General features: G+C 40.6%; 25 protein-coding genes, 1 pseudogene and 1 riboswitch. Of the genes and pseudogenes, 18 read left to right on the top strand and 8 right to left on the bottom strand.

Features of this window, described 5'->3' with window-relative positions; genetic code table 11:
• The first annotated feature begins 278 nt into the window (after positions 1-278).
• From LH47_RS09860 to LH47_RS09875, 4 genes are all read left to right on the top strand, one after another.
• Positions 279-1,535, top strand: a complete 1,257-nt coding sequence (locus LH47_RS09860) for an RNA-guided endonuclease InsQ/TnpB family protein (protein ID WP_043967075.1) — start codon at positions 279-281, stop codon at positions 1,533-1,535.
• Between the two features lie 151 nt (positions 1,536-1,686).
• Positions 1,687-2,811 (top strand): conserved virulence factor C family protein, encoded by a 1,125-nt coding sequence (locus LH47_RS09865; RefSeq protein ID WP_043967024.1) that lies wholly within the window; start codon positions 1,687-1,689, stop codon positions 2,809-2,811.
• A 32-nt stretch (positions 2,812-2,843) separates the two neighbouring features.
• On the top strand, positions 2,844-3,269 hold the full coding sequence (locus LH47_RS09870) for an NUDIX domain-containing protein (RefSeq protein ID WP_043967025.1): 426 nt from the start codon (positions 2,844-2,846) through the stop codon (positions 3,267-3,269).
• A 127-nt stretch (positions 3,270-3,396) separates the two neighbouring features.
• The gene (locus LH47_RS09875; protein WP_043967077.1) at positions 3,397-4,104 is read left to right on the top strand and encodes a DsbA family oxidoreductase; all 708 of its coding nucleotides are present in this window, start codon (positions 3,397-3,399) and stop codon (positions 4,102-4,104) included.
• A 54-nt stretch (positions 4,105-4,158) separates the two neighbouring features.
• On the opposite strand, the gene LH47_RS09880 is transcribed toward LH47_RS09875, so the two are convergent.
• Positions 4,159-4,731, bottom strand: a complete 573-nt coding sequence (locus LH47_RS09880; protein WP_043967027.1) for a Uma2 family endonuclease — start codon at positions 4,729-4,731, stop codon at positions 4,159-4,161.
• A gap of 161 nt (positions 4,732-4,892) precedes the next feature.
• On the opposite strand from LH47_RS09880, the gene LH47_RS09885 reads away from it, so the two are divergent.
• From LH47_RS09885 to LH47_RS09895, 3 genes are all read left to right on the top strand, one after another.
• Positions 4,893-5,672 (top strand): GNAT family N-acetyltransferase, encoded by a 780-nt coding sequence (locus tag LH47_RS09885; RefSeq protein WP_043967029.1) that lies wholly within the window; start codon positions 4,893-4,895, stop codon positions 5,670-5,672.
• 73 nt (positions 5,673-5,745) lie between these two features.
• The gene (locus tag LH47_RS09890) at positions 5,746-6,174 is read left to right on the top strand and encodes a thiol-disulfide oxidoreductase DCC family protein (protein ID WP_043967031.1); all 429 of its coding nucleotides are present in this window, start codon (positions 5,746-5,748) and stop codon (positions 6,172-6,174) included.
• Positions 6,175-6,201: 27 nt separating this feature from the next.
• Entirely contained in the window at positions 6,202-7,185 is a 984-nt protein-coding gene (locus tag LH47_RS09895) for a TlpA family protein disulfide reductase (RefSeq protein WP_043967033.1), read from the top strand.
• 24 nt (positions 7,186-7,209) lie between these two features.
• Here the strand turns inward: LH47_RS09895 and LH47_RS09900 are convergent, their stop codons facing one another.
• On the bottom strand, positions 7,210-7,596 hold the full coding sequence (locus LH47_RS09900) for a hypothetical protein (RefSeq protein ID WP_043967035.1): 387 nt from the start codon (positions 7,594-7,596) through the stop codon (positions 7,210-7,212).
• Positions 7,593-8,567: a ParA family protein gene (locus tag LH47_RS09905; protein ID WP_043967037.1), complete on the bottom strand. Its 975-nt coding sequence runs from the start codon at positions 8,565-8,567 to the stop codon at positions 7,593-7,595. Before LH47_RS09905 ends, LH47_RS09900 begins: the two co-directional genes overlap by 4 nt.
• 156 nt (positions 8,568-8,723) lie before the next feature.
• On the opposite strand from LH47_RS09905, the gene LH47_RS09910 reads away from it, so the two are divergent.
• The 4 genes from LH47_RS09910 to LH47_RS09925 all read left to right on the top strand — a co-directional run bounded on the left by LH47_RS09910 (position 8,724) and on the right by LH47_RS09925 (position 10,955).
• Positions 8,724-9,089 carry an iron chaperone gene (locus LH47_RS09910; RefSeq protein WP_043967038.1) on the top strand — a complete coding sequence of 122 codons (366 nt, stop codon included), beginning with the start codon at positions 8,724-8,726 and terminating at the stop codon, positions 9,087-9,089.
• 410 nt (positions 9,090-9,499) lie between these two features.
• Positions 9,500-9,919: a DUF2975 domain-containing protein gene (locus tag LH47_RS09915; RefSeq protein ID WP_255720826.1), complete on the top strand. Its 420-nt coding sequence runs from the start codon at positions 9,500-9,502 to the stop codon at positions 9,917-9,919.
• A gap of 10 nt (positions 9,920-9,929) precedes the next feature.
• On the top strand, positions 9,930-10,145 hold the full coding sequence (locus LH47_RS09920) for a helix-turn-helix domain-containing protein (RefSeq protein ID WP_043967042.1): 216 nt from the start codon (positions 9,930-9,932) through the stop codon (positions 10,143-10,145).
• Between the two features lie 15 nt (positions 10,146-10,160).
• The gene (locus tag LH47_RS09925; RefSeq protein WP_043967044.1) at positions 10,161-10,955 is read left to right on the top strand and encodes a DUF817 domain-containing protein; all 795 of its coding nucleotides are present in this window, start codon (positions 10,161-10,163) and stop codon (positions 10,953-10,955) included.
• Positions 10,956-10,973: 18 nt separating this feature from the next.
• Here LH47_RS09925 and LH47_RS09930 read toward each other — a convergent pair whose 3' ends face one another.
• The 3 genes from LH47_RS09930 to adh all read right to left on the bottom strand — a co-directional run bounded on the left by LH47_RS09930 (position 10,974) and on the right by adh (position 13,835).
• The gene (locus LH47_RS09930) at positions 10,974-11,807 is read right to left on the bottom strand and encodes an MBL fold metallo-hydrolase (protein ID WP_043967047.1); all 834 of its coding nucleotides are present in this window, start codon (positions 11,805-11,807) and stop codon (positions 10,974-10,976) included.
• Between the two features lie 105 nt (positions 11,808-11,912).
• Positions 11,913-12,260, bottom strand: a complete 348-nt coding sequence (locus LH47_RS09935; RefSeq protein ID WP_043967048.1) for a DUF779 domain-containing protein — start codon at positions 12,258-12,260, stop codon at positions 11,913-11,915.
• Between the two features lie 54 nt (positions 12,261-12,314).
• Complete coding sequence (adh, locus tag LH47_RS09940) at positions 12,315-13,835, bottom strand: aldehyde dehydrogenase (RefSeq protein ID WP_043967050.1); 1,521 nt, start codon at positions 13,833-13,835, stop codon at positions 12,315-12,317.
• Positions 13,836-14,067: 232 nt separating this feature from the next.
• Here adh and LH47_RS16790 point away from each other — a divergent pair, with 232 nt between their 5' ends.
• The 4 genes and pseudogenes from LH47_RS16790 to LH47_RS09955 all read left to right on the top strand — a co-directional run bounded on the left by LH47_RS16790 (position 14,068) and on the right by LH47_RS09955 (position 15,208).
• The gene (locus LH47_RS16790) at positions 14,068-14,520 is read left to right on the top strand and encodes a helix-turn-helix domain-containing protein (protein ID WP_235341102.1); all 453 of its coding nucleotides are present in this window, start codon (positions 14,068-14,070) and stop codon (positions 14,518-14,520) included.
• A gap of 123 nt (positions 14,521-14,643) precedes the next feature.
• Positions 14,644-14,823, top strand: a pseudogene (locus tag LH47_RS16795) (transposase); the annotation flags it as partial.
• Positions 14,824-14,856: 33 nt separating this feature from the next.
• Positions 14,857-14,961: an integrase gene (locus tag LH47_RS16800; RefSeq protein WP_235341104.1), complete on the top strand. Its 105-nt coding sequence runs from the start codon at positions 14,857-14,859 to the stop codon at positions 14,959-14,961.
• A 37-nt stretch (positions 14,962-14,998) separates the two neighbouring features.
• Positions 14,999-15,208, top strand: coding sequence for a PH domain-containing protein (locus LH47_RS09955; protein WP_043967052.1), 210 nt, complete (start codon positions 14,999-15,001; stop codon positions 15,206-15,208).
• A 48-nt stretch (positions 15,209-15,256) separates the two neighbouring features.
• Here the strand turns inward: LH47_RS09955 and LH47_RS09960 are convergent, their stop codons facing one another.
• Entirely contained in the window at positions 15,257-15,976 is a 720-nt protein-coding gene (locus LH47_RS09960; RefSeq protein WP_043967054.1) for an NAD-dependent deacylase, read from the bottom strand.
• Positions 15,977-16,105: 129 nt separating this feature from the next.
• Positions 16,106-16,188, top strand: a riboswitch (cyclic di-GMP riboswitch).
• Positions 16,189-16,224: 36 nt separating this feature from the next.
• Between LH47_RS09960 and LH47_RS09965 the strand changes: the two genes are divergently transcribed.
• Both LH47_RS09965 and LH47_RS09970 read left to right on the top strand, forming a co-directional pair.
• The gene (locus LH47_RS09965) at positions 16,225-16,944 is read left to right on the top strand and encodes a hypothetical protein (RefSeq protein ID WP_043967056.1); all 720 of its coding nucleotides are present in this window, start codon (positions 16,225-16,227) and stop codon (positions 16,942-16,944) included.
• A gap of 79 nt (positions 16,945-17,023) precedes the next feature.
• Complete coding sequence (locus tag LH47_RS09970; RefSeq protein ID WP_043967058.1) at positions 17,024-17,203, top strand: H-type small acid-soluble spore protein; 180 nt, start codon at positions 17,024-17,026, stop codon at positions 17,201-17,203.
• Between the two features lie 31 nt (positions 17,204-17,234).
• Here the strand turns inward: LH47_RS09970 and LH47_RS09975 are convergent, their stop codons facing one another.
• A complete protein-coding gene (locus LH47_RS09975; protein ID WP_009360919.1) occupies positions 17,235-18,116 on the bottom strand; it encodes a LysR family transcriptional regulator in 882 nt (293 codons plus the stop codon).
• A 136-nt stretch (positions 18,117-18,252) separates the two neighbouring features.
• Between LH47_RS09975 and LH47_RS09980 the strand changes: the two genes are divergently transcribed.
• Positions 18,253-20,025 carry an assimilatory sulfite reductase (NADPH) flavoprotein subunit gene (locus LH47_RS09980; RefSeq protein WP_043967060.1) on the top strand — a complete coding sequence of 591 codons (1,773 nt, stop codon included), beginning with the start codon at positions 18,253-18,255 and terminating at the stop codon, positions 20,023-20,025.
• Position 20,026: the final 1 nt, after the last annotated feature.

The following is a 20,026-nucleotide window of genomic DNA, read 5'->3' on the forward strand; positions in this document are numbered from 1 at the left end:
CCAAAAGGGCCGCCAACAAGACAGCGAACACCTTTTGAAGAGTTCTGACTAATTGTTCCTCCAGCTCTTTTAATAAAGGCCATTCTGTGGTAAAATGTTTCATGGACTCTCTCCCTCCTGTTTTATTGATGTTGGTCATCACCATCATAGCAGGGAGAGAGTCCTTTTTGCATGACATTTGCTTTTTTCTACCGCGCTTCGCTTGGTGGCCCCGACGAGCGTCGCGAACAAAAGTTCGCAACCCTCGTCGGGGAATCATTCCTGAATGTCACCCACAAATATTTTACTCACACTTTTGTATCAAACAACAGCTAAATGGTTTGACCAAAGAAGAATACTTGACTCTTCGAGAACTGTGCCGTATTGCCAAGAACATATACAACGTCGGATTGTATAATGTTAGACAATACTATTTTGAACACAAGGAATTTCTTAATTATGAGAAAAACTATCATCTTGCAAAAACGAACGAAAACTATAAGCTGTTGAACAGCAACATGGCACAGCAAATCTTAAAAAAGGTCAATGAAGCCTTTAAATCTTTCTTTGGTTTGATCAGTCTTGCCAAACAAGGAAAATATGACCACAAGGCTATCAGTATTCCAAAATATCTTAAAAAAGATGGCTTTCATTCACTGATCATTGGCCAGATTCGTATAGACGGCAACAAATTCACGATACCGTATTCGAATCTGTATAAAAAGACTCATAAGCCTATCACGATAACGATTCCGCCTGTGTTACTGGACAAAAAGATTAAGCAGATTGAAATCATTCCTAAACATCATGCCAGGTTCTTTGAGATTCAGTACAAATATGAAATGCCTGAAGATCAAAGAGAATTAAATGACCAAAAAGCACTGGCGATTGATTTAGGATTAAATAATCTTGCCACTTGTGTTACATCAGACGGCAAATCGTTCATCATTGATGGGCGGAGATTAAAAAGTATTAATCAATGGTTTAACAAAGAAAATGCCAGACTTCAAAGCATTAAAGATAAGCAAAAAATCAAAGGTACAACTCGTAAACAAGCTTTGCTTGCTATGAATCGCAATAATAAAGTGAATGATTATATCAATAAGACTTGCCGTTACATCATTAACTATTGCCTTGAAAATCAAATTGGCAAACTTGTCATTGGCTATGCTGAAACATTGCAGCGCAATATCAATCTGGGAAAAAAGACAAATCAAAACTTTGTCAATATTCCTCTCGGTAACATAAAAGAAAAACTAGAATATCTTTGTGAATTTTACGGCATTGAATTCTTGAAACAGGAAGAATCATATACGTCTCAAGCCAGCTTTTTTGACGGCGATGAGATTCCTGAATATAATGCCGACAATCCAAAAGAATATAAGTTCAGCGGCAAACGTATTAAGCGAGGTTTGTATCGAACAAAGTCCGGCAAACTAATCAATGCTGATGTAAATGGTGCATTAAACATCTTAAAGAAAAGTAAAGCTGTAGACCTGAGTGTCTTATGCTCTAGCGGCGAAGTGGACACGCCTCAAAGAATAAGGATTGTTTAAAGCAGTCAAACTTCTTTGGAAGCCCCCACTTCAAATTTTCGCTAAAAAATTAAGTGGGGGTAGTTCACTGAGCGAAACTTTTGCTTTTCTTTGTTTCTTCCTTTTTAATGAAGTTACGAGGTATTTTTTGTAGAGGATAGGAGAGAAAGAAATGAAAATTCAATCGATTGAACCAACGCCAAGTCCAAATACAATGAAAGTGTTGCTTGATGAAGAGCTTCCATTTGGCACAAGTTATAACTATAAACCTGCGCAAGCTGCGCATGCGCCTGCCATTATCCAGCAATTGCTGCAAATTGAAGGCGTAAAGGGCATTTATCATGTCGCTGATTTTTTAGCCGTTGAGCGGCATGCGAAATATGACTGGAAACCGATTTTAACGAAGGTGCGTGAAGTATTTGGCGAGCAGGTGGAGGAACTTCAAGATAATGAGCCGGTACGCAACGATCATTTTGGTGAAGTGAAAGTGTATGTGCAAATGTTGTATGGCTTGCCGATGCAAGTGAAGTTAACGGACGGTCACGAAGAGAGACGTGTTGGCTTGCCAAAGCCGTTTGTCGATGCGGTGCTAGAAGCGCAAAAACATGCGGGGAATATCGTCATAGAGCGAAAATGGGTCGAAAAGGGCGTTCGATATGGAACGTTTGAAGAAATCGGCGCTGATATTGTTGAGGAATTGTCTGCCGCTTATCCACCCGAACGGCTTGAACGGCTCGTGCACATGTTTAAACAAGGCGAACAGGCAAAAACACAAAAACGAACAAGCATTCAAGTAACAGAACAAATGCTAGAGAACCCAGACTGGACGAAACGATATGCGGCATTGGAACAAATGATAGAGCCGAAGGAAACCGATTTGCCTGTATTGGCAAAGGCGTTAAAAGACGAAAAAGTCGCCATTCGTCGCTTAGCGACTGCGTATTTAGGAATGATTGGCGGCAAAAGCGTGCTTCCGTATTTATATGAGGCACTAAAAGACCCAGCCGTTTCTGTGCGCCGTACCGCTGGTGACTGTTTGTCTGACATTGGTGACGTGGAAGCCATTCCTGTCATGGTTGAAGCGCTAAACGACGCAAGTAAGCTCGTTCGCTGGCGTGCCGCGATGTTTTTATACGAAAATGGTGATGAATCCGTCTTGCCTGCATTAAAAGCGGCCGAAAACGACCCGGAATTTGAGGTAAGCATGCAAGTAAAAATGGCGATTGAACGCATCGAAGGCGGCGAAGAAGCGAAAGGATCCGTTTGGAAACAAATGACGGAGAGTAGAAAAAGATAAATATTGTTATTTTAGTGGAGAGGAAAATTTTAATGCGAATACGCAAGTGCGCTAGGGCAGTAATCACCAATGAATATCATGAAATTCTTCTTCAAAAATTTGAATTTACGGATGTCATAGGAAATGTCGTGTTATGGGTAACTCCCGGAGGTGGCATCAAGGGAAAGGAAACCCCAATCGAAGCTTTGAAAAGAGAACTACGTGAAGAGCTTGGAATTGTTGTTGATATTCGTGACGAACCACTATTTGAAATCGATGTATTCATTGAAGGAAAAAGCGATTCTTTTATAAGCCGGGAGATTTATTATAAGATAACGATTCAATCCGACACGATATTATCGATTGAAAATATGACTGAAAAAGAGAAAGATACGTTTATTGATTTAAAGTGGTGGAGTAAGGAAGAGTTGAAGAAAATAAAAAACTTTGCGCCGCGTGAAATATTGAACTATTTTTAGAAGGTAAATACATTTAGATGTGATGCTCGTCACACTTTAAGCAGATGATTTGAAGTGAGAAAGATATGTTCGTTACAATAAGGAAGAAAATTTCCTCCGATCTGGAGGACAAAACTGAGGTGTGACGATGAAAATTGAAGTATGGTCCGATTTTGTTTGTCCGTTTTGTTATATCGGCAAGCGGCGGTTAGAAGAGGCGCTTGCGTCTTTCCCGCATCGGGAGAATGTCGAGGTCGTCTTCCGTAGTTTTGAACTTGATCCGCATGCAAAAAAAGAAACGCCATTTAGCATTCACGAAATGATTGCGCAAAAATACGGCATTTCCGTAGAAGAAGCGAAGCGGGCAAACGCCGATATTGGCAAGCAAGCGGAGGCGCTTGGTCTTACGTTCCGTTTTGAGACGATGAAACCGACCAATACGTTTGATGCCCACCGTCTCGCGCAATATGCGAAGGAAAAAGGGAAGCTTGATGAAGTAGTGGAGCGGCTGTTTTACGCCTATTTTACCGAATCGAAGCGAATTAGCGACCGCAACGTGCTACTGGAGCTTGCTGAAGCGGCAGGGCTTGATCGGAAAGAGGCGGAAGCGGTGCTTGATAGCGAACGTTATGCCGAACACGTGCGAAACGAGGAAGCGATAGCGGCTCAACTCGGCGTTCGCGGTGTACCGTTTTTCGTGCTCAATCAAAAATATGCGATTTCTGGCGCTCAGCCCGTCGACGTATTCCGCCAAGCATTAGAAAAAGTATGGGCAGAAGAACAGCAGTCCTCATCGCTACAATTGCTTGCGGAAAAAGGAAAAACGTGCACGGACGAAAATTGCGCTATCGACTAAATTCCAGCAAATGAAAAGCCGGCTAGGGAACCCCGAACCCTGACCGGCTTTATCTTATTCCACATCATCCATATGCAAGATGGAATTAAGCGAAATTGCTAAATCTGGATACAAAAAAGACGTTAAAACATCTTTCGGGCCGAATACTGCGCGTTTTTGAAACCGCCCGTCTTCTAAGCCGATGACTTCAATCGTCCGATTGCTTGGGTCGACCATCCAATACTCTTTCACGCCGTTTGTTTCATATAAATAATATTTTTGATTTCGATCTTTAATTCCTGTGCTAGCGGATAACACTTCGATCACGAGATCGGGTGCGCCTTGTACTCGGTTTTTCTTCAGTTGATTTACGTTGCAAATGACGAATAAGTCTGGCTGTACAACGGTTTGCGCTTCTTCTTCATTGTTATCTGTATCGAATTGCACGTCAAATGGGGACAAGATGAGGTGGCATCCACGTGCTTTGAAGTAAGGAGCTAAGGCGAGATGCAGTTCGCCGACGACATATTGATGAATATACGAAGGCGATGCAAGCAAATAAGGGACACCGTCAATCAGCTCCCAATTTCCTTCCCATTGCTGAATATCTTTATATGAATACATACGACCGTGTTGTGCTTTTTCCATCTCTCCCACATCCTTTTTTCTACATTATATCATAATGAGAAAGTACTTTTGACATACGACGAAACCGACACTTCATTTGTTTTGTCTGGACAAATTTCGACAAAATTTTGTCTTTATATTTGCTATAGTAGAATTAATATTGATCGTAAAGGGAGATGGACATGATTCGTAAGTTGAATAGCGCAGATCATCATGTTGTGTTTTCTTTTTTAAGGCAGGAGCCTTCATTGAATCTTTTTATTATCGGTGATATTGAAGCGTTTGGATATGAGCAAGAGTTTCAAGAGCTGTGGGGCGACTTTGATGAGAATGGCGAGTTGCGAGCTGTATTGTTGCGATTTTATGATTCGTATATTCCATATGCTTCGGGGGAGTTTGATATAGAAGGATTTGCGAAAATTATGAGACATGCTGCTCAGCCTGTTCGACTCTCAGGCAAAACCGAGCTTGTCGCAAAATTTGAACCTCTCTTATCACTTGGAAAAAAGCGCGTCACGTATTTTTGTGAATGTAACGAAATCACATTTCCAGAAGCGGAAAACCGATATGAAATAAAACAAGCAACGATTGATGATGTCGATCGAATACTTGAATTGCGCAATCGTATTGCCGAATTTTCGGTGCCCCCTTCATCGCGTGATATGCTTGTCAAATCGTTAGAAACAAATACAGGGCGTGTGTACTATATCGAGGAAGATGGTCGCATGGTGTCGTCTGTTGCGACAACTGCAGAAAATACGCTATCTGCGATGGTTGTCGGCGTTTGCACAGATCCGAATGATCGTCACAAAGGGTATGCAAGCGAAATTATGAAACGAGTTATCGAAGATTACGTTCGCGCTGGAAAAACGTTATGTTTATTTTATGACAATCCGAATGCGGGACGCATTTATAAAAGACTCGGTTTTTATGATATCGGGATGTGGACGATGTATGGATAATTTCTAGCTATGACATGAAAAGCGTGAAGTTGCCGAGCTTCACGTTTTTCTTTTGTTGCATAGGTGAGCTATAATGGAGAGGTTAGATGAACGGAAGGGGAAGGATTGGTCGATCATGCACATCATATTATTTGATGGCATTTGTCATTTTTGTAGTGCAACGGTTCGTTTTATTATTGAAAGAGACGAAAAAGCTTATTTTTATTTTGCTTCGTTGCAAAGTGAAGCAGGGCAAGCGTTGTTGAAAAAATATCATATTCCCCAACAACTCGATAGTTTTATATTAATCGATGAATGTACATACTATGTTAAATCTACTGCAGCGTTACGCGTATGCAAACATTTGCGAGGGTTTTGGAAGTACTTATATTGGCTTATTCTTATCCCTTCTCCTATTCGCGATCGAGTATATGATTGGATCGCGAAAAATAGGTATCGTTGGTTCGGAAAGAAGGATTGCTGCTTTGTTCCGACAGAGGATATAAAGAAGCGCTTTTTATAAGGAGCTGTTGTCAGCAAAGGAGGAAAAATGATTCAAGGAGAAAATTTGTTGCTTGTAGCAAGTTTGGTTATGACATATTTATTTTTTTATTATGGTGTGTTCGTTTTAAAAGCGGAACGACGCATGATGGATGTTATTTTTAACAGTTTCATATATGGCTTAGTCATATGGAAATTGAGTTACGGTATTGTACATCCAAACATGGTGCTGGAAAATCCGTTAACGCTTCTTTATTTTAACGGTGGCGTTGTTGGACTTGTTTTAGCGGCTGTGTTTATTGTTTTTTATACATATTGGCATTTGAAAAAAGAGCATATTTCGTTCGACACTTATATACGTGTAGCTACCCCGATATATTTTGGATATTGGATTGTATTTCTTTTATGGAAGGGAAGTGGATTTCCAGAAGATCGCTTTATTTGGCTACAAGCTGTCGTCGCTGTTGTTTTCTTTATCGTTTCTTCACGTATGAAAACGACGAGAAAGTTATGGCAATTGCTTATTTCGTTCCATATTCTCGTCTTCATCTTCTCATCCATATCGGATATGACAAAAGAAGCAACTTCACAGCAAGCGATTTCGAACATTGGAATTGATGTAGGAGAAATTGCCCCTGATTTCGAGTTAATGACATTAAAGGGTAAGAAAATGAAGCTGTCTCAATTTCGCGGGAAGAAAGTGATTTTAAACTTTTGGGCATCATGGTGTCCTCCATGCCGTGCGGAAATGCCAGAGATGCAACGATTTTATGAACAGTATGGACAACATGTCGCGATTGTAGCGGTCAATTTGACAAATAAAGAAAAAAATCATCAGGCTGTCGAGACGTTTATTAACGAAAAAGGAGTATCATTCGATATTATGCTTGATGAGCAAGGGACGGTTAGTAAAACATATGAAGTGATCACCATTCCGACTTCGTATATCATTGATGAACAAGGAGTCATTCGTAGCAAACATGTCGGTCCACTTTCATATGATATGATGAAACGAACCGTTTTGTCGGAATGAGGTCGCATGTTGAGCGAACAGCTATTATATCTGTTCGCTCATTTGTTTTTTCGATTTTCTATTTGCCATTTGGGCATATAGTTCAGGAAAGCTGCAATGGGATACAATTGACTCAATTAATATTTGTTTTGTGTCTCTCTTTTGTAATTTCATATTCATTTGTAATCCGATCTGAAGTAGTTGTTCTTTTTTGAAAGACATTAAAAACGTTGTTGCCTCTTCTTTGTTCATGTTTTTCATTTGTTTTATGACGTTTGCATAGTCCGTTACGTTTGTGGTTTGCTTTTTTCGTGTTTGATTTTGCAACTTTGCAGAAAGATCATCGAGCATTTCTTCGACTGTACAATGCTCATAATGTTTTAAAAGAACGAGTGCTTTTTCTAACATATGCGTTAATGTGTTTACGTTCATACGACAATTCCCCCACCAATTCGGTTTAAAAATTCGAGCGTCATTTTCTTCACACATTCACTTTGTTTCCCTTGATGGTTTTCAACAGCAAACACAGGATAACTGAGCATGGATGCACGCGTGATGGCGTCACCATATGGTAAATAGCTGTTAAATATCATGTCAGATGAGAGCGTACGTTTCAATGTATTGATCATATTTTCCTGTGTTTGTTTTGGTTGATTTCCGTATTCGCGAATGAAATTGAGGACGATTCCGATCAGTTTTGTATGGCTATATTCTTTTGAACTCGACTGAAATCTTTCGTTTAACTCATCGACTTTATTTTTAATGGCTGAGATACCGTATGAAGAAAGACGATCAGGAATCGCGGGAATTAAATAGTAATCGCTTGCGTACAGGGCGTTTTGCGTAATGTAATTTAAATTTGGTGGACAATCGATAAAAATAAAATCATATTCATGTTTTATCGTGTTTAAAATATGGTGTAGCATTTGAAATTTATAAATGTCCGAACCAAATAAATGTTCTTTGAAATATGGCCTTGAGTAAACGGCAATATCCATGTCTGTATGGATAAGTTCAGCGTGTGCTGGAAGCAAATCAATATGTTCATACACTTTCTCATTTTTACTTCGCACGCACGCTTTTAAAATAAAGTCGTCCACATCTACTTGTGGATGCTCATTTTTCAAGTAATGTTCGATTAAATCTTTCAATGTGCCGATCGGAGGTGTTTTATGATAGGCTAATTGTTCAAACCGTTCGGGTGTTAAACATGAAATAGAGAGGTTACATTGTGCGTCTGCATCTACTAACAACACTTTTGGTTGAGCATGTTCAAAACCAAACAGTTCTAATTCGTCGGATGATAAATGTTGCAATCCTGTCGCTAAATGATGGGTCACAGTCGTCTTGCCCACTCCGCCTTTCCAGTTGATAATACTAATTACTTTTGCCTGTCGCTCCATGATGATCGCCTCCTGTTGCATATGGACGATTCATGTGTATGAGAAAAAGTGCAAAGTTATGACGAATTATTTGCGTAATATTAGGATGATGGACATATTGTTTTGTGTCATAATGTTGATAGCAGAAGATGAGAGATGTAGCGAGGAGGAACACTTATGGAAGTTTTTGAACAATATTTAGCAAAGATTGATCATGTCGACCATCGCAACCGAGTAGAGGAAATTTTACGGTGGGTTTGTGATACGTTCCCACAGTTACAACCGCAAATCAAATGGAATACACCTATGTTTACCGATCACGGGACATTTATCATCGGCTTTTCTACAGCCAAACACCATGTGAGTGTGTCACCTGAAGAAGCATGCATGGCTCATTTTGCTGATGAAATTGCCCAAGCTGGTTATAGCGCGACGAAAGGATTGTTTCGCATCCCGTGGGATAAGCCAGTAAATTATGGATTGCTGAAGAAAATGATTGCTTTTAATATCGAAGAGAAAGCGGATTGTACAAGTTTTTGGTGAAAGTAGAAAACACTCGAACACATATACAGTACCTATTGGAGAGAGAGGAGTGGAAATGGCCTATGTTTTGGATTTTAAAGGGGGGTATTAGAATAAAACTATATAAATGTGCTTTCAAACTTTAGCACCTTTATTTTTTATGGAGTAACTATTAGTTTGAGTTTTATTGCTCGATGGAATAATCTAATGGAAGCAAGCATTTCTCTAAAAGGGGAATGCTTTTTGTTTTGAAATAAAAAAATAACCCAAAACAATAATTATTTATTGTAAAACGATAAATAATCGATTAAAATGAAATGGAAATTGTAGAAGTAAAATGAAATGGAAATTGTAGAAGTGAGGTGCTTGTTGTGAAACGAGAGACACTTTTTTTGAAAATCGCTCTTTTTATAATCGGGGCTCCTGTTGCTATGTTATGTGTATTTGTCTTGCCTAAGTTTCCTAACTTTTATGCGGAGTGGTTGCCGGAACTGGCGTATTTACGTTATCCGATCGTCTTCTTTTTTTATGTGACTGCTGTTCCGTTTTTCTTTGCGTTATATCAGGCGTTCAACATTCTCACTTATATTGACAAAAACGAAGTATTTTCTGATTTATCGGTAAAAGCGCTAAAGCATATCAAACATTGCGCGGCGTCCATTAGTTTGTTGTATGTTGCAGGCATGCCGTTTTTTTATCTTACCGCCGATTTAGATGACGCCCCAGGGATTATCATCATTGGCTTAATGGTTGTGTTTGGAGCGTTGGTCGTCGCGGTGTTTGCCGCAGTGCTACAAAAACTTTTACAAAAAGCGATTGAAATCAAATCAGAAAATGACTTAACAATCTGAGGTGAAGCACATGGCGATTATTGTGAATCTAGATGTCATGTTGGCGAAAAGGAAAATGAGTGTGACCGAGTTGTCAGAAAAAGTAGGAATTACGATGGCGAATTTATCGATTTTAAAAAACGGCAAAGCAAAGGCGATTCGGCTATCGACATTAGATGCGATTTGCAAAGCGTTACAATGCCAACCGGGAGATATTTTAGAATATCGAAGCGATGACGAAATGTAATGGGAGGCAAAAGAGATGAGAGCGTTCATTCAACTTGTTCATTTTGGTTGGGAACAAGCGTTATCTTGCTTGTTTCCCGTTGTCATTTTTGCCTCGTTAGCCGTAACAAAAATGGTGCCGCTTCCTTTCTTGCCACGGTATGATTGGCTGCTTATTATTTGCCTTTTGATGCAATGGTGGATGGTGCGTGCGGGACTAGAAACGCGAGATGAACTAAAAGTGATTACGATGTTTCACCTCATTGGTCTTGCGCTTGAATTGTTTAAAGTGCACATGGGGTCTTGGGCTTATCCAGAAGAAGGGTATACGAAAATTTTTGGCGTGCCTTTATATAGCGGCTTTATGTATGCAAGTGTGGCCAGCTATCTTTGTCAAGCGTGGCGGCGGTTAAAGGTGGAACTCGTGAAATGGCCGCCATTTTCAGTCGTTGTTCCGCTAGCTACGGCAATTTATTTCAATTTTTTTACCCATCATTATTGGATTGACGTTCGGTGGTGGCTAATTGGACTTGTCATCATCGTCTTTTGGTCGTCATCGGTCACATACGAGGTAAACGGAACGCGTTACCGTATGCCGCTCATTCTTTCATTTTTACTGATCGGATTTTTTATATGGATCGCCGAAAATATTGCCACGTTTTTTGGCGCTTGGCAATACCCGAACCAAGCGAAGGCTTGGAGTATCGTTCACTTAGGAAAAGTAAGTTCATGGTTTTTATTAGTGATCGTAAGCTTCCTCATCGTTGCGACGTTAAAGCAGATGAAAGAAAAAATTTCACAAACAACGATGTTAGCGGTTAGGACGAGGTAATTTAGCGAACAGTTGTTGTTACCGTTCGCTAATTTTTTTCATATGATGCTCTTCAATAACGGAACGGACGATGTGAAATGAACTCCATTCACCTAGGGAAAGAAAGGTGATTGGATATTTCTTTGGAAAAACGGTAGATTGTATTTGTTTTAGTGTCGCTCCTTTTTCGTACAAATCAATAATTTTTCCTTGAAGCTCTTGCAGATAGTGAAGCTTTCGTTGTAGAGCAGTGCGCCCATCTTTTACATAGCCTGCGTGGGCGCAAAACATTTCTCTAAAATCGTACGTTAATACTTTTTTTAATGATTCAATTAATGTAGGAATGCTTTCTTCACGTAAAACGACTTTCGTTTTTTCGAGACAGTATAAGTCCCCTGTAAAAAGTTGCCCTGTTTTGCGATTCAGAAATACAAGGTGGTCAACCGCATGACCTGGCGTATGAATCACGTTCCATGTCGCATGGCGTGTAGAAAACGTTTTTCCAATCGGCTTAGCTTGGAAAGGAGGGCGGTTTCCCCAAAAAAGCTTGCGATACAGTGGATAATTTGCTTGTTTCTTGCAATAATCAATCATTATCTCATTCATATAAATCGGCAGTTGTTGTTCGTTTTGTAAAAACGCTGCACAACCTGTATGGTCTTCATGAAAGTGGGTAATCATTACTTGATCGATATCTAATGATTTGAAAAAATGAGCAAATTCATTTGCTAATGATGCTGCTCCTGTATCAATCAATACCCCGTCGGTAGAAAAACAATATACCGTCAATCGTACCCCTTGAAATGTTAGAGTGCCTTTTGCGATATGTACTCCAGAAACAGTTTCTTGTTCGAATTTTTTCTTTACTAACATACGAAGTGCCCCCTTTGTTTTATTATATCAAACAATAATGAATATTCATTCATTATTTCCGCACTCCCGTAAAAAATGATGTCATAGCATACAAAATGAGCTGCCTTAAAGCAGCTCATCATGTGAATCAAACACTTTTGATCTTGTTAAAAAACGTACTCCTTCGCGCCCTTCAAGTGAAAACATGCCACCGCGGCCAGGTACAACATCAATAATTAATTGCGTATGTTTCCAATATTCGTATTGAGCAGCGTGCATATAAAATGGGCATCCTCCGATTTCGCCAAGCCACACGTCGGACTGTCCGATCATAAACTCCCCTTGTGGATAACACATCGGTGAGCTTCCATCACAACAACCACCAGATTGATGAAACATAAGCGGACCGTATGTTTCTTTTAATTTTTCGATAAGTTGTAGCGCTGCTTCGGTCGCTACTACTTTCGGTTGCATGCGCAATCAGCCCCTTTCAAAAAAGGCAGCGCTTTTGAGACGCTGCCTGAACGATTAGAAAAATCCAAGTTTTTTCGGCGAATAGCTAACAAGTAAGTTTTTCGTTTGTTGGTAATGTTCGAGCATCATTTTGTGCGTTTCACGACCGATTCCTGACATTTTATATCCACCAAACGCTGCATGAGCCGGATAAGCGTGATAACAATTCGTCCAAACGCGTCCAGCTTGAATGCCGCGACCAAATCGGTATGCGGTATTCATATCGCGCGTCCATATTCCGGCACCAAGTCCGTATAATGTGTCATTGGCAATCGATAAAGCTTCATCTTGATCCTTAAATGTTGTGACAGACACAACGGGACCGAAAATTTCTTCTTGGAAAATACGCATCCGATTATGTCCCTTAAAGACGGTTGGCTTCACATAATAACCGCCTTGTAAGTCTCCTTCTAACATGTTGCGTTCGCCACCGATGAGAAGTTCAGCTCCTTCTTGTTTACCGATGTCGATGTATGACAAAATTTTCTCTAGCTGTTCGGACGAGGCTTGAGCACCGATCATTGTGCTCGTATCGAGCGGGTTGCCTTGTTTAATTTGTTTGACTCGCTCTAATGCCCGTTCCATAAATACATCGTAAATTGATTCTTCGATTAATGCACGCGAAGGGCATGTACAAACTTCTCCTTGGTTTAGAGCGAACATTGTAAATCCTTCAAGCGCTTTGTCAAAAAATTCGTCATCTTTCGCAGCGACATCGGCGAAGAAAATGTTTGGTGATTTTCCCCCAAGTTCAAGTGTGACCGGAATTAAGTTTTGAGATGCATACTGCATAATGAGACGTCCCGTCGTCGTTTCGCCGGTAAAGGCAACTTTTGCGATACGTGGGTTAGAAGCGAGCGGTTTGCCAGCTTCAAGACCAAATCCATTGACGACGTTCACAACGCCTTTTGGTAGTAAATCTTGAATGAGTTCGATCAGCACGAGAATCGATGTCGGTGTTTGTTCAGCTGGCTTTAGTACAACGCAGTTGCCAGCAGCTAAAGCAGGTGCGAGTTTCCAAGCCGCCATTAAAATTGGGAAATTCCATGGAATAATTTGTCCGACAACGCCGAGCGGCTCTTTAAAATGATAAGCGACGGTATCCGCGTCAAGCTCTGCCAACGTGCCTTCCTCAGCGCGAATGCAGCCGGCAAAATAGCGGAAATGATCAATAGCTAGAGGAATGTCAGCCGCACGTGTTTCACGAATCGGCTTTCCATTTTCCCACGTTTCCGCCACGGCAAGCATGTCTAAGTTTTCTTCCATTCGGTCTGCGATTTTATTGAGCAGGCGTGCTCGTTCAGCAACAGATGTACGTCCCCATGCTTCTTTCGCTGCATGAGCTGCGTCGAGTGCCAATTCAATATCGGCGGCTTTTGAACGAGGGACCTCGCAATATACTTGTCCAGTAACAGGTGAAATGTTTTCAAAATATTCCCCATCTATTGGCGGGACCCATTCCCCACCGATGAAATTTTCATATCTCTTTTTGAATGTAATGAGTGAACCAGGTTGTCCCGGTTGGGCGTAAATCATGTAAATTCCTCCTTTTGTATCCGTTTTCAAATGAAAATAAGTGACCAAGTCTGATATAAAAATATGTGTCGATTTGGTGAAATATGATATGTTTGTTGGGGAAACGTTAGAGAAGTTTCATTAAAAAAGTTAATTATATACATGCACTTTAAAGCCGTGACTTCTGTATGAACGCCTTTTTCCATGGCTATATTGCTCCTAAGTATTTCTATACAAAAGGAGCGGAAATGACATGAAGCCTCTTAAAATTACAAATGGTCACGGCTGGACGCCACGAACACTTCGGAAACAAGAACGGAAAATCAAAGATTCTTCTCTTCGTGTTCGAGTGACTGCTGTTCGCCTCGTCGTGGAAGGGTATCACAGAAAAGATGTTGCAAAAATGGTCAACCTTTGCCGTCAATCGGTTGCACCTTATGTCGCACGTTTTAATGAAGGTCGGCTCGATCATTTACTCGATCGTTGGTTGCCACCTGGCCGCGTGCCTTTTCTCACGGAAGAACAACAACAAGAACTGAGACAACTCATGTTAACCACTAACCTGTGGAAGCAGGATGGGGCATCGCATCTTCGTGGAACACACGCCTGTTGCAATTTTAATATCCAACAAACCTATGGTGTTTCGATGTCACGTGAGGGCATTCGCAAGTTATTACATCGTTTGCGTTTGTCGTGGACACGCTAGACTTACAAGCTCGTCAGGGGAATCCAACACGTCAAGCTGCGTTTCAAAAAGAACTCGAACTTATAAAAAAACGAATCACGGAACAAATACCGAGATACGGTCACCACACTCACGTGTCCATTTTTGGCGCAGTCGATGTTCAACAAGGGGACGTCGTGTTTCATCGTGCTTGTATTGGACAATGCGCGCATTCATCATGCCAAGATGGTGCGAGCATTCCTTGATAGTGAAGAAGGTACTACTTTTCACTTTATCTTTTTGCCACCGTATTCCCCACAGTTAAACCCTATTGAACGGCTATGGAAGTGACTAAAAGATGAAGTCATTGCCAACGTCTTGCATAAAGATCAGAACGATATTGCCCAATCGATCACTCGCTTTGAACAGCACGTCTTACAGCACCCAGATGAGGTGTTACGCCGCATCGGGTGTGTTGCGTGAATCAGAGGTTAAAACTTCAATTTGGATGTATATAGCATTGAGAAGTGGATGGCTGACGATAAAAACGGTATATATGTTAAAACATCGTATTCAGTCATTGACGATCTCGCAAACTTGTATGCAGCAACGAATCGGATTATGTACAGTACGTGCGACTGTCATGCCAAGCATATGCACAAAAGTCGTTGATGTGGACGAACATGAGGCACAAGCAATATACGAATGGTTTTTGGAAAATAAGGTATGAAAAAGAAATATTTCAACTGTCCCAAAAGAGTATGCTTTTGGGACACGCCTATTTTTTAAAGTAATTCGCGTCCATCTCTTCCAACATTTCTCCAATTTTGCGACCATGTATAAGCAAATCCGCCCAATCATCTAATGGCGTCGGTTCCATGTTCACAATCACTAATTTGGCCCCGCTTCGTTTCGCGATGACAGGAAGTTCGTTAGCTGGTGACACTTGTAAAGAAGAGCCGAGAACAATCCATAAGTCTGCTCGTTCGGCTGCTGTCCATGCTTGTTCAAACGCATCATACGGTAACGATTCCCCGAATAAAACAACGGAAGGGCGCAAAAAGCCGCCGCATGTGCACGTAAACTGTTCCTCTACATACCGTTTTGCGTCGTATGTTTGCCTGCAACGCGAGCAATGCACCGTTCGCAACGTTCCATGTAATTCAATGACATTTGTACTGCCTGCTTGTTGATGAAAGCCGTCGACATTTTGCGTGATGATTTGATCAATAAGCCCCCGCTTTTGCCAATCGGCCAAAATCATATGCCCGACATGTGGCTTACATTCAAGCAACGTACGAATACGATATTGATAAAATACAATAAACTCGTCTCGGTTATGTTGCATCGCATACGTACTTGCTAATTGTTGTGGATTTTTCGTGCGCCAAAGCCCTGATTTTGCCGAACGAAAATCGGGAAGCCCGCTCTCTGTAGACATTCCTGCTCCAGTAAATACGACTGTATACGAAGACTCTTTCAACCATTTTTCTAACATCCCGCATCCCTCCTTTTTATCTACTATAACTACTTCTTTATTCGCCCTTTTTTTCCTTTATTTTCACATATGTTTATAAGAAAAATAAGGACTTTTGATTCATGCCTATGAAAATAAGCGAAGTATAATAAGAAGTAAAGGCACAGCTAAGGAAACTTAGCGTCGCAAAGCTATAGGGGCTAACGGGATACCTATGCCAGCCAGCTGCCATTACCAAAAAATATACATATGAAATGGAGGAAAGGGTAATGTTTAAAAAAGGATTACCAATTTTACTAGCATCGATGCTCGTTGCTTCTCCAGCTTTTGCAGCGAAGCATGATGGAGCAAAACATGTACAGAAAAGTCAGTTTGTAGTGAAAAAGGAAGAGACGAAGAAAAAACAAGAGTTAGCTAAGCGGAAAAAAGAAGCGGCGAAGAAAAGACAAGAGTTAGCGAAAAAGAAAAAAGAGGCGGCGAAGAAAAAACAAGAGTTAGCGAAAAAGAAAAAAGAACAACAAATGTTAAAAAACAAATTGGCGGAACTAAATAAAAAGTTAAGCAAGATTGAAGTGCGTGTGAACGAGGTGACGATAGCGCTTGAAGCGTTTAGCACGCCGAAAGAACAACCAACTGCAGAACCAACACAACTACAAAGTGAACACACAACAGAGGAAACGACACAAGTAGTCAATGAACAAAATAGCGTGGCTGTAACAACACAAGATAACGCTACTGTGACTACGACTGAACAATCAATTGTCGTGCAAGATGAAGACGACGAAGCGGAAAAACAAGAAGAGCTAGATCAATGGTTTGGGAAGCTTATTGCTGCTTCTAATCAATTAAAAGCAGTAAAAAATGAAATTCGTGCGTTAGAAAAGAAAGTATATAAGAATGATGTCAACGTACAAGCGTTGAAAGAAAAAGTAAAGGCGTTAGAAGAAAAAGTACAACAAAATAAAAAGAAGCTGCTTGAATTGTTATAAGAGTGCCTGTTGGCGCTCTTTTTTGTATATTTTCGCGTGAAACACAAATGATAATAATCGTTCGAGAGGAGGGAAGCGAATGAACATCACACGTGCGCAACAAATTGCTCAGTCACCCGATATGAAAAATGTAACGTATAACGGAAAAGCCGTGTATATTGAACATATCGATGTACAAACGGAAATGGCAACGATTCATTTTTTAAACAACCCAGAAAAACAACAGCGCGTTCCGATTTCACAGCTAGAGGAGCATTAAGCAATGGGGATGTGACAAAGCAACTTGTTTGTCACATCCTTTTTTGTTGGAGTAAATCAATTAGTAAGTGTACAAGTTTGTTGTTTTTCATTGTCGGTGAGTAAAGATAAGAAAATGTTCGATAAAAAGGAGAATGTTTGACGTAAACAATCGATAGGTTTTTATGATTCAACTCCTGTTCAATGACATGACGTGAAAGGAGGGCTAAACCGTTTCCGTGCATTAACGTTTCTTTTATTCCTTGATTGCTGCTAATAATTATCAGCGATTTTACTTTTAGTCCATTTGAACGAATAAAATGGTTAAAATATTCACGTGTTCCAGATCCTAATTCGCGTGTAATCCATAGTTGGTTTTGTAAATCGTTTATCGATACTTCCTGTTTGTGAGCGAGAGGATGATCGTTAGACGCAACGATGACTAGCTCATCTTGCATAAATGGGTACACCACAAGCTCTTTTTCATTTGTTTGACCTTCAATTAAACCGATATGTGTTTGATACGTACGAACGAGCTCTACAATTTCTTTTGTATTGCCGATGATCACTTCCAATTGTAATTCTGGATAATCGTTTTGTAAGGCGCATAAAAAGGTAGGTAGCACATATTCCCCGATCGTAAAACTAGCCCCAATTTTTAATGTTCCTTTCACACAGTCGTGATGTTCCAAAATATCTTGTTTCGTTTGTTCGTATAACGTGATCATTTTTTTTGCTCGATCATAAAGCAATTCTCCCGTTGGCGTCATTTGTAGCTCTTTTGGTGAACGAATAAATAGTTTTGTTTGAAATTCTTTTTCTAAATTTTTAATGTGCAAGCTTACACTCGGTTGAGATAAATGAAGAATTTCTGCTGTTTTTGTGAAATTTTTCACCTCCGCTAATGTGATAAATGTTTTTAATTGTTCGTACATATCCTTCGCTCCTTAGTTATAAAAAAAATAAATAGTTCTGATAATTTATATTTATTTTACTAATTTTATTTTTTACGGTAAAGTCAAATAAAACATACTTTATTTATAGGAATAGTAGAAAAATGAGAGGTGAAACATGTTGCCATTTCAAGTCACAAACAGTCCATTTAATGAAGAACAAGTCGAGCTCCTCAATCGGCTTTGGCCAACATTAAATTCAGCACAAAAACTTTGGCTAAGCGGGTATTTAGCTGCAACCGAGTCGGTCGGAGCGCTTCAACAAGAATCATCTGTAACGAAGGAAGTGACCGTTCTTTACGGGTCGCAAACAGGAAACGCGCAAAAACTAGCGGAAAAAGTAGGGGAAACGCTTAAACATCGCGGGTTTCATGTCACCGTTTCCTCGATGCTTGATTTTAAGCCGAACGAGTTGAAAAAAATGAATACATTGCTCATTGTCGTTAGCACATACGGAGAAGGTGAACCGCCAGATAACGCCTTGTCATTTTACGAATTTCTTCATAGCAAGCGCGCACCAAAACTCGATCACCTTCGTTTCTCTGTGTTGGCGCTTGGCGATACGTCGTATGAACATTTTTGTAAAACGGGAAAAGATTTTGATAAACGGCTAGAAGAGCTAGGCGGGAAGCGGTTATACGAACGCGTCGATTGTGACGTCGATTATGAAGAAAAAGCAGTGAAATGGCTAGAGGGGGTGCTCGCCGAGTTAGATAAGCAAGGAGCCGTTTCCGTAGCAACAACTTCATCTGCACAAGCGAAGCCAACGACCATTTATTCACGAAAACATCCGTTTCAAGCGGAAGTACTAGAAAATATCAATTTAAATGGACGCGGCTCAAACAAAGAAACGCGACATATTGAATTATCTCTAGAAGGTTCTGGGTTTGTGTTTGAACCAGGCGATGCGCTCGGTGTTTTTCCAAAAAACGATCCAGAACTTGTCGACGCCATGATTCAAAAAATGAAATGGAATCCAGACATACTCGTTTCTATTGAAGAAAAGGAAGAGCCGTTACGAGAGGCGTTACAGTTTCTTGAAGTGACCGTATTAACCGAGCAACTGTTGCAAAAACTAGCGGAGTTTTCGAAAAATGATGAATTTCATTCCTTTCTTTCTTCTGAGCAAGAAGCGAAAAGAAAAGAATATATGAAAGGACGCGATGTGCTCGATGTTCTTTGTGACTTCGATTCGTGGGAGATGACACCACAGCAATTCGTCTCTTCATTACGAAAGTTGCAACCGCGCTTTTATTCAATCGCAAGTAGCTTGCTCGCTTATCCGGATGAAGTGCATATCACCGTTGGCGCGGTTCGTTACGAAGCACATGGGCGCTTACGGAAAGGAGTGTGCTCAACGTTTTGTGCCGAACGTTTACACATTGGAGATAAACTTCCTGTGTTCGTTCATCAAAATCCGAATTTTAAGCTCCCGGAACATACACATACGCCAATCATTATGATTGGACCGGGTACGGGAGTGGCGCCGTTCCGAGCTTTTATGCAAGAGCGCGAGGCGATTGGTGCGAAAGGGAAATCGTGGCTGTTCTTTGGCGATCAACATTTCGTGACCGATTTCCTTTATCAAACGGAATGGCAAACGTGGCTAAAAAACGGTGTGTTGACGAAGATGGATGTTGCCTTTTCACGCGATACGAAAGAAAAAGTATACGTGCAACACCGAATGATTGAACAGAGCAAAGAACTGTTTCGATGGTTAGAAGAAGGGGCAGCTGTTTATGTTTGTGGCGACAAACAACGCATGGCACGCGACGTTCATGAGACGCTTATCCATATTATTGCGAAAGAAGGAAACATGACAAGCGAACAAGCAGAAGCGTATATAGCTGAGATGCAAAAACAAAAACGTTACCAACGTGACATATATTAGG

The sequence above is a fragment of the Anoxybacillus thermarum genome, assembly GCF_000836725.1.
In the GTDB taxonomy this organism is placed as follows: domain Bacteria; phylum Bacillota; class Bacilli; order Bacillales; family Anoxybacillaceae; genus Anoxybacillus; species Anoxybacillus thermarum.

Bases quoted from the DNA above. Each gene is read 5' to 3' on its own strand.
- LH47_RS09865 (WP_043967024.1), top strand. From the start codon at position 1,687: ATGAAAATTCAATCGATTGAACCAACGCCAAGTCCAAATACAATGAAA.
- LH47_RS09870 (WP_043967025.1), top strand. From the start codon at position 2,844: ATGCGAATACGCAAGTGCGCTAGGGCAGTAATCACCAATGAATATCAT.
- LH47_RS09875 (WP_043967077.1), top strand. From the start codon at position 3,397: ATGAAAATTGAAGTATGGTCCGATTTTGTTTGTCCGTTTTGTTATATC.
- LH47_RS09880 (WP_043967027.1), bottom strand. From the start codon at position 4,731: ATGGAAAAAGCACAACACGGTCGTATGTATTCATATAAAGATATTCAG.
- LH47_RS09885 (WP_043967029.1), top strand. From the start codon at position 4,893: ATGATTCGTAAGTTGAATAGCGCAGATCATCATGTTGTGTTTTCTTTT.
- LH47_RS09890 (WP_043967031.1), top strand. From the start codon at position 5,746: ATGGAGAGGTTAGATGAACGGAAGGGGAAGGATTGGTCGATCATGCAC.
- LH47_RS09895 (WP_043967033.1), top strand. From the start codon at position 6,202: ATGATTCAAGGAGAAAATTTGTTGCTTGTAGCAAGTTTGGTTATGACA.
- LH47_RS09900 (WP_043967035.1), bottom strand. From the start codon at position 7,596: ATGAACGTAAACACATTAACGCATATGTTAGAAAAAGCACTCGTTCTT.
- LH47_RS09905 (WP_043967037.1), bottom strand. From the start codon at position 8,567: ATGGAGCGACAGGCAAAAGTAATTAGTATTATCAACTGGAAAGGCGGA.
- LH47_RS09910 (WP_043967038.1), top strand. From the start codon at position 8,724: ATGGAAGTTTTTGAACAATATTTAGCAAAGATTGATCATGTCGACCAT.
- LH47_RS09915 (WP_255720826.1), top strand. From the start codon at position 9,500: ATGTTATGTGTATTTGTCTTGCCTAAGTTTCCTAACTTTTATGCGGAG.
- LH47_RS09920 (WP_043967042.1), top strand. From the start codon at position 9,930: ATGGCGATTATTGTGAATCTAGATGTCATGTTGGCGAAAAGGAAAATG.
- LH47_RS09925 (WP_043967044.1), top strand. From the start codon at position 10,161: ATGAGAGCGTTCATTCAACTTGTTCATTTTGGTTGGGAACAAGCGTTA.
- LH47_RS09930 (WP_043967047.1), bottom strand. From the start codon at position 11,807: ATGTTAGTAAAGAAAAAATTCGAACAAGAAACTGTTTCTGGAGTACAT.
- LH47_RS09935 (WP_043967048.1), bottom strand. From the start codon at position 12,260: ATGCAACCGAAAGTAGTAGCGACCGAAGCAGCGCTACAACTTATCGAA.
- adh (WP_043967050.1), bottom strand. From the start codon at position 13,835: ATGATTTACGCCCAACCGGGACAACCTGGTTCACTCATTACATTCAAA.
- LH47_RS16790 (WP_235341102.1), top strand. From the start codon at position 14,068: ATGAAGCCTCTTAAAATTACAAATGGTCACGGCTGGACGCCACGAACA.
- LH47_RS09960 (WP_043967054.1), bottom strand. From the start codon at position 15,976: ATGTTAGAAAAATGGTTGAAAGAGTCTTCGTATACAGTCGTATTTACT.
- LH47_RS09965 (WP_043967056.1), top strand. From the start codon at position 16,225: ATGTTTAAAAAAGGATTACCAATTTTACTAGCATCGATGCTCGTTGCT.
- LH47_RS09970 (WP_043967058.1), top strand. From the start codon at position 17,024: ATGAACATCACACGTGCGCAACAAATTGCTCAGTCACCCGATATGAAA.
- LH47_RS09975 (WP_009360919.1), bottom strand. From the start codon at position 18,116: ATGTACGAACAATTAAAAACATTTATCACATTAGCGGAGGTGAAAAAT.
- LH47_RS09980 (WP_043967060.1), top strand. From the start codon at position 18,253: ATGTTGCCATTTCAAGTCACAAACAGTCCATTTAATGAAGAACAAGTC.